Annotated in this window: 6 protein-coding genes; 5 read left to right on the forward strand and 1 reads right to left on the reverse strand. The window is 35.1% G+C overall.

From position 1 onward, the window contains the following. Positions 1-234 precede the first annotated feature (234 nt). Positions 235-1,599 carry a chromosomal replication initiator protein DnaA gene (gene dnaA / locus AA81_RS11335; protein ID WP_103899073.1) on the reverse strand — a complete coding sequence of 455 codons (1,365 nt, stop codon included), beginning with the start codon at positions 1,597-1,599 and terminating at the stop codon, positions 235-237. Positions 1,600-2,213: 614 nt separating this feature from the next. On the opposite strand from dnaA, the gene AA81_RS11340 reads away from it, so the two are divergent. The 5 genes from AA81_RS11340 to AA81_RS11360 all read left to right on the forward strand — a co-directional run bounded on the left by AA81_RS11340 (position 2,214) and on the right by AA81_RS11360 (position 7,727). Next, positions 2,214-3,719 (forward strand): ABC transporter substrate-binding protein, encoded by a 1,506-nt coding sequence (locus tag AA81_RS11340; RefSeq protein WP_103899074.1) that lies wholly within the window; start codon positions 2,214-2,216, stop codon positions 3,717-3,719. A 110-nt stretch (positions 3,720-3,829) separates the two neighbouring features. Then, positions 3,830-4,837: an ABC transporter permease gene (locus AA81_RS11345; RefSeq protein WP_103899075.1), complete on the forward strand. Its 1,008-nt coding sequence runs from the start codon at positions 3,830-3,832 to the stop codon at positions 4,835-4,837. A 13-nt stretch (positions 4,838-4,850) separates the two neighbouring features. Further along, a complete protein-coding gene (locus AA81_RS11350) occupies positions 4,851-5,726 on the forward strand; it encodes an ABC transporter permease (protein ID WP_211292701.1) in 876 nt (291 codons plus the stop codon). 5 nt (positions 5,727-5,731) lie between these two features. Then, the gene (locus tag AA81_RS11355) at positions 5,732-6,721 is read left to right on the forward strand and encodes an ABC transporter ATP-binding protein (protein WP_103899076.1); all 990 of its coding nucleotides are present in this window, start codon (positions 5,732-5,734) and stop codon (positions 6,719-6,721) included. Beyond that, entirely contained in the window at positions 6,714-7,727 is a 1,014-nt protein-coding gene (locus tag AA81_RS11360; protein ID WP_103899077.1) for an ABC transporter ATP-binding protein, read from the forward strand. Before AA81_RS11355 ends, AA81_RS11360 begins: the two co-directional genes overlap by 8 nt. Positions 7,728-7,858: the final 131 nt, after the last annotated feature.

The raw sequence follows: 7,858 nt of genomic DNA on the forward strand, positions 1-7,858 counted from the left end.
ATTTTAGGACAAGATATTTCCTTAGGATATGATAGCAAGTTTGATGAGCAACTCAAATTTTTCTTTACTGAAAGTTTAACTTTCCACGTAGTAACGCCGGAAGCTATAGTTGGATTAGAAATGTAACTTACTTTTAAAACATTTGCTGAAACAACCTGATTATTATAAATAAAAAAATCGGCCTCAATTTGTTCTTGTTTAAATCACATAATTTGAGGCCGATTTCTTCTATTTTTATAAAGTAAGAATCCCTTTTTCGTCTTCCAATTTGTTCTTGATGTTATTGATCTTATTTTTTATCATTTCATTTCCCATCAACAAAGAATGTTCTATTTTTTTGATGGAATGAATAATAGTGGAATGATTTTTATCTAATTTTTCGGAGATATCTTTGGTTTTTAACTTCATAGTAGTCTTAAAAAGATAAGCTAAAACTTGACGTGCTAATGCTATTTCTTTTTTTCTGGATGATGAGAAGATATCCTTTCTATTAATATTAAATTCAGCAGCGACCAAATCTATAACGGTATCTATTTTGACAGTTTCCAGAACTTCTGGTGATTGGAATCTAACTTTGTTTGCGTTCATTCTCATCATTGAATTGACTATCGTTTTTGCAGATTCAATATTCACTGGCGCACCCGAAATTTGGCTTTGCAATAGAAGGTTCATAATAGCGCCCCGAAGTTTTCTTAGGTTTTTATCGACATGTTCGGCTAAATAGTAAGCAACATCATCGGTTAGTTGAAGAGAAATCATTTGTGCCATTTTCTTCGCTATTAAGTACTTCGTTGCTTTATCAGGTGCTTGTATATCAGTTATCAAACCCATTTCAAATCTACTAATCAATCTGGGATGAAAGGTTGCCAATTCATCAGGTGTTCTATCGGAACATATTACTATCTGTTTTCTTGAGTTAAAAAGAGAATTAAAGGTATGAAAAAGTTCACTTTGCACGGTATTTTTTCCAATTAAAAATTGAACATCATCTATCAATAAAAAATCTACATTCCTTCTAAAGCGTTCTCGGAAGTTCTCCATATCGCTAGCTCTTATTCCATCCATCATTTGATTCATAAAATCCTCGGCTGTTACATACTTAACCTTCAAATCAGGGGCATTTTCCATCAAAAAGTTCCCTATTGCATGTAAAAGATGTGTTTTACCTAGTCCAACATCTCCATATATAAATAAAGGATTATATTTGCCAGGATTCTTGCAAACTTCCAAGGCTGAATAATAAGCTATCCTATTGGAATTTCCCGTAACAAAGCTATCAAAAGTAAACTCAGGATTAAACTCTGATAGTTTCAAAGGCCTGTTTTTTATTATTGGACCATTTACTGCATTTTTCTGTTCTTTACTAATGGGTATTTCTTTAAAAATAACTTCTAGAGGCTTTCCAGTAATATTATTTATAGTTTCTTTTATTATTGAGCCGAATCTTTTCTCGACAGCCTCTTTAATAAATAAATTTCCCAATCCAACAACGACCTTTTTATCGTCTAATTCCAAAATTTGAGCCGTTGTAAGCCAGTTATTCCAGGTATCTCTAGACATATTGGAACGTAGTTTTTCTATTAGTTCCTGCTTTTCCATTATTTTCACCCCTTGGAATAAAACCCAATATATACTTTATCATAAGGGAGAAACTTAATCAAGAAAATTTTTGATTAAAAATCTGATTAGACGCTATTTATGCTTGATATAGAACTTAAAATTTTTAGATCCCTCGTCTTCAAAAGATTTAAGAAGCAAATTGTGGAACGCAAATTGTTAAATCTTTGTTTTAAAAAATAGAAATGTATAATATACAAACGTATTAATTTTAGAATAATAAGAAGTGTTAATATATATTATGTTAATTTAAAATAACTTAATTTAAGAATAGATCTATTTAAAAGTTAGAAAAGGTTCAATGCTTAAATCCAATCTTCTGATATTTTTTGTTCCTTCTCCCGCTAGTTATAATTTTTTATTGTTACTTGACTCTTAAAGATATTAATTGTATAATAGAGATAATTAAGTTAACTTAAATTAGATTACCAAACAGGTACCTTTTTTGAAATTTTTATCAATGTGAGACGTTTAGTGAAATTTTTTTCATATATCTGTAAAATTTGTCGCAGATTTAATAAGAAATGTTATAAGGTATTGTTGCAGAACAAGTGTTTAAGTTTTTCATATCAGCATATTTTACGAGGAGGGATTTTATGAAAAAGTATTTGGTAAGTTTATTCGTTATGTTGGTTTTATTTGTCGGCGTTTGGGCACAATCTACCATAGTTGTTGGTACCACAGACAAAATTAGAACTCTAGACCCAGCTTTGTGTTATGACTACTTTTCCAGTAATATTTTACAAAATGTTTTATCTGGACCAGTAGACTACAAGGTTAATTCGACGGAAATTGAGCCAAATTTATTCGAAAGTTGGGAAGTATCTGAAGATGGATTAGAGTATCTTTTCCACGTTCGAAAAGGTGTAGTTTTCGAAGATGGAACCCCTATAGATGCATCCGTATTTAAATTCTCCTTCGATAGGGTTATAAAACTTGGAGGAGATCCTGCATTCTTACTTTCGGATATAGTTAAAACAACCGAAGTGGTCGATGATTATATCTTCAAAGTAACTCTCGAGTATCCTTTTTCAGCTTTTGTTTCAGTATTAGGTTACACTGTTGGCTGGCCTGTCAATCCAAACGTATTCTCAGCAGATAGTTTTTATGATGGAGCGCCTTCCGCTTCTGGTCCATACAAAGTCACCGAATGGATAAGGGACGTAAGAATTACATTGCAAGCAAATGACAAATATTTTGGTGAAAAACCAAAAACAGATAGAATCATCATTTTATTCTACGAAAACGCTGCAACGTTGAGATTGGCTTTGGAAACCGGTGAAATAGATATTGCTTTCAGACATTTAGACCCAAGAGACATACAAGATTTAAAAAGTTCTAAAAGTGTTCAAGTTATTCAGGGGGAAAGTCCACAAGTCAGAATGCTAGTATTCAATGCACAGAAAGAACCTTTCGACGATCCTTTGGTAAGACAAGCGATTTCCTTGGCTGTTGAAAGAGATGTAATCGTTGAAGATGTATTTTTGAATATGGCATCACCATTATATTCTCTTGTCCCAATGGGAATGTGGAGTCACGAAGATGTCTTCCAAGAAGGAGATCTTGAGGCTGCAAAACAACTTCTGTATCAAGCTGGTTACGACGAAAAAAACAAACTAGTGATTGATCTTTGGTACAGCCCTACTCATTATGGAACAACAGAAGCAGATGTAGCCCAAGTTTTAATGGAATCCTTAGAAAAGACAGGAATTATCGATATCAACTTAGAATATGCGGAATGGGCAACCTACGTTGACTATTTTTTAAACGGAACTATGGGTATGTTCTTATTGGGTTGGTATCCTGATTACATAGACCCTGATGATTACCTCTGGCCATTCTTAAGTGAAAGTGGAGCTAGATCGATGGGTAGTTTTTATGTCAACCCAGTAACTGAAAGTGTGATGAGAGCAGCAAGAGTAGCGACTGACCAAGAAGTTAGATCTCAATTGTACAAATTGGTCCAACAAGATCTAGCTTTCAACGCACCATACGTTTCACTTTGGCAAGGTGTGGAAACGGTAGCTGCCCAAAATAACGTTAAAGGAATTTTGTTGGAACCTTCTCAGGTCTTTAGATATTATTTGCTTTACAAGGAATAATTTTTTCTTAAAGTTCTTTTGAAGATTTGAAACTAAGACAATTGCCCCGATTTATTTAATAATCGGGGCAATTTTGAGAAAACCAATCTCAGAAAAGAAGGGTGATCTAAGTGTCTCTGAGAAATTATATTATTGTGAGAATCTTGTTGGCAATCCCCATGCTTTTTGTTCTTTTAGTAGTTATATTTTTCGTTATTAGGATAATTCCCGGAGATCCCGTTGCAGCAATGTTAGGTGGGAGAGCCTCTCAAGAGGTTATTGAAGCCAGGAGAGCAGAATTAGGACTTAACGATCCCATATTGGTTCAATTTTTTAAATACGTAGGGGGGCTATTCAAAGGTGACTTGGGAACTTCAACAATGACGGGAAGGCCCGTACTTGATGAGATATTAGAAAGATTTCCTGCCACACTTGAATTAACGATTTTTGCATTTATTATAGCTGTAGTTATAGGGATCTTTTGGGGTTCAAAAGCCGCACAAAAAAGAGACAAATCCGTAGATATAATTGCCAGGGGATTTTCGATGCTCATGTATGCTGTACCGGTATTTTGGTTTGGTCTGATGATGCAATTCATTTTTGGAATGCAGTTGAAATGGTTACCCATTGCCGGGAGGATCGGGGCTACAGTTCAATTTGAAGAAATTACAGGTTTGTTTTTACTGGATTCTCTTTTAAGAGGGAATTGGACAGCTTTTTGGGATGTCTTACAACATTTGTTGTTGCCTGGTATTACTCTTGGCCTAGTTATCTCGAGTATTTTTTTAAGAATGGTTCGAAATAATACAATTTTAACGTTAACCTCTGACTATGTTAAATCTGCTAAAGCAAGAGGGATACCTGAAAGTAGAATATTGTATAGACATGCTTTAAGGAATGCTTTAGTTCCTATTTTAACGGTCATGGGATTACAGCTTGCACTATTGATGGCTGGAGCTGTTTTAACTGAAACAACTTTTTCTTGGCCAGGGATTGGAAGTTATCTCATCATGAAAATCAGATACAGAGATTTCCCTGCTATTCAAGGGACGATAGTCTTTTTCGCTATTTTTGTAATAATAATTAACATTATAGTAGAAATCATTAACGCGTTAATAGACCCAAGAGTAAGGTACTGAGGAGGGTATAAAATTGGAAGAACATAAATTCATTTCATCGAAGATTGGAAAGGGCTTCTCCAGATTCTTTAGAGGTTCAAATGCTTGGCTTACCTTCATAGGTATGGTTATTTTAATTTTTTACATTTTTTTAGCCTTTTTTTCTCCTCAAATAGCACCCTACGACCCTACAGAAAGGGTAGGAAGATCTTTAACACCTCCAAGTAATGAGTTCTGGTTTGGAACAGACAACCTTGGTAGGGACGTGTTTAGTAGAGTTGTTTATGGCGCTAGAATTGCCCTAACAATAGCTTTTGTTTCTGTAGTAATAGCTTCAGCAATCGGTATACCTTTAGGGCTATTATCGGGATTCGTGGGAGGAATATTCGATAGAATAATGACCATAGTTATGGATGCTATATATTCCTTTCCAGGTTTGATTCTTGCCATAGCGATAGCTGCATTTTTAGGACCAGGTATCATGAATATCGCTATTTCCATAGCCGTTGTTTACATACCCACATACTTCAGGGTTATTAGAAATCAAGTATCTTCAGTTAAAAATGAACTTTATGTCGATGGAGCCAGAGCTATAGGCGCTTCGAACTTATCTATTTTGGGGAGGTATATACTTCCAAATGTACTTCCATCCGTTGTAGTTGTGCTTTCGATGAACCTAGCAGACGCCATAATGACAGAAGCTGGATTGAGCTTTTTGGGATTGGGAATAGCTCCTCCAACTCCCGATTGGGGTTTTGATTTGAGCAATGGTCAAAGATTCATTTTGAGTGGTGCTTGGTGGGCTTTGACATTTCCAGGTGTTGCTATAATGACTGTTACACTCGGATTTTCTATGTTCAGTGAAGGTCTAAACGAGATGCTGAATCCAACAATTAGGGAAAGAAGGTAGTAAGCGTGCTTGAAGTAAAAAATCTGAAAGTTTATTATAAAAGTGAAGATGGAATTATAAAAGCGGTTGACGATGTTAGTTTTAATGTAAAAGATGGAGAGACGCTGGGGCTAGTGGGAGAATCAGGCTGCGGGAAATCCACCTTGGGACAAGCTATAATGAAAATATTGCCTTTAAATGCACAATTGTATGGAGAAATTAAATTAAATGGTCAAAATATAACTACAATGAACGAAAAACAAATGCGAGAAATTCGTGGTAGAGATATAACCATGATCTTTCAAGATCCGATGACTTCCCTGAACCCAATTATGAAAGTTAAAGACCTATTTGTTGAGATTGTGAAAGCTCATTTTCCTGATATATCTGAGCAAAAAGCTATAGAAATGGGAGGTAGTGTCCTAAAGGATGTGGGAATAGACCCAAGCAGGATGAATCAGTACACATTTCAATTCAGTGGTGGTATGAGGCAAAGAGTGATGATCGCGTTAGGATTAGTTTTAAAACCATCTTTTGTTATTTCTGATGAGCCAACTACCTCATTGGATGTAATAGTTCAAGCTCAAATAATAGAGTTGATGAATAAATTAAGGGACGAATATCAAATGTCCATGTTGCTTATCACACATGATTTAGGTGTAGTTGCTCAACTTGCAGATAAGATTGGAGTCATGTATGCCGGTCATTTGGTGGAAATATCTTCAAAGGAAAATATTTATTACAATCCCAAGCACCCTTATACAAAAGCACTTTTAGAGTCGATTCCGAACACAGATATCAACGACAAAGATTTAAAATATATACCCGGAAGTCCTCCAGATTTGGGTAAACCTCCAAAAGGATGCCGATTCGCTCCGAGGTGTGAGTACGCAATGGACATCTGTCATGAACAAGAGCCTAACAGCTTTTTAATCGAAGGCTCAGAAGTTAAATGCTGGCTATATGAAAATTCTCAAGATTTAAAACATGTAAATGTAGGTGGTACTAATGACTGAAAATGCAATCTTAAAAGTTGAAGGTTTAAAAAAATATTTTCCTCTAAAAAGGACGGTGGGGGAAGTTTTAACTAGAACCCCTCCTAAGTATGTAAAGGCGGTAGATGAGATTAATTTTGAAGTAAAAAAAGGTGAAACTCTTGGTTTAGTTGGTGAATCAGGGAGCGGAAAAACTACTACAGGTAGGTTAATTACAAGATTAGAAGATCCTACTGAAGGAAAAATTTTATTCAAAGAAAAAGACATCAGTACATTAACAAAAAAAGAACTAAAACATATAAGAAAAGAGATTCAAATAATCTTTCAGGATCCACTTGCAGCCTTGAACCCTCATATGAGGATTGGTGAGGCTGTGATGCATCCTCTACAAATACACAATATTGGGAAAGACCGTTCCGAAAAACAGAAGCTTGTTATGGAAATGTTGGAAAGGGTACAGTTATCACCAGCAAGTGAGTATTATTACAGATATCCTCGTGATTTATCCGGTGGCCAAAGACAAAGGGTTGTAATAGCTAGGGCTTTGATCTTAAAACCTACCTTTGTAGTGGCGGATGAAGCAGTTGCGATGTTGGATGTTTCTGTTAGATCTCAATTGTTACAACTGATGATCAACTTAAAAAATGATTTTGATTTGACTTATCTTTTCATCACACACGATTTAGCTACGACTAAATATATTTGTGACAGAATAGCCGTAATGTACTTGGGCAAAATTGTCGAAGTTGGAAATTTTGAACAAATATACACAAAACCTAAACATCCGTACACTCAAGCTCTAATATCAGCGGTTCCCGAACCTGATCCTAAAAGCAAGAAAGAAAGAATAATACCTCAAGGAGAAGTTCCAAACGCCGTTAATATCCCCACAGGTTGTAGGTTTCATCCTAGATGCCCATATGCAAAAGAGATTTGTAAAATTCAAGAACCCACTTTGAAAAATGTTGAAAATCAACAAGTTGCTTGTCATCTATATGATTCGGAATACGAAAAGAGTGTCATTTAGACCTTATTTTCTTTTAAAGAAAAGGTTTATAGCTAATTTTAACTTTTTTGAACCTATAAGGTACGCTGATAAGAAATAAACGAGGACGCTTAGAGCAATTAGAAGAACGATTAACAGTCTAAAATCAAAAA

Source organism: Petrotoga halophila DSM 16923, from assembly GCF_002924615.1.

Excerpts from the sequence above, each read along its gene's own strand:
- dnaA (WP_103899073.1), bottom strand. The coding sequence starts at position 1,599 with ATGGAAAAGCAGGAACTAATAGAAAAACTACGTTCCAATATGTCTAGA.
- AA81_RS11340 (WP_103899074.1), top strand. The coding sequence starts at position 2,214 with ATGAAAAAGTATTTGGTAAGTTTATTCGTTATGTTGGTTTTATTTGTC.
- AA81_RS11360 (WP_103899077.1), top strand. The coding sequence starts at position 6,714 with ATGACTGAAAATGCAATCTTAAAAGTTGAAGGTTTAAAAAAATATTTT.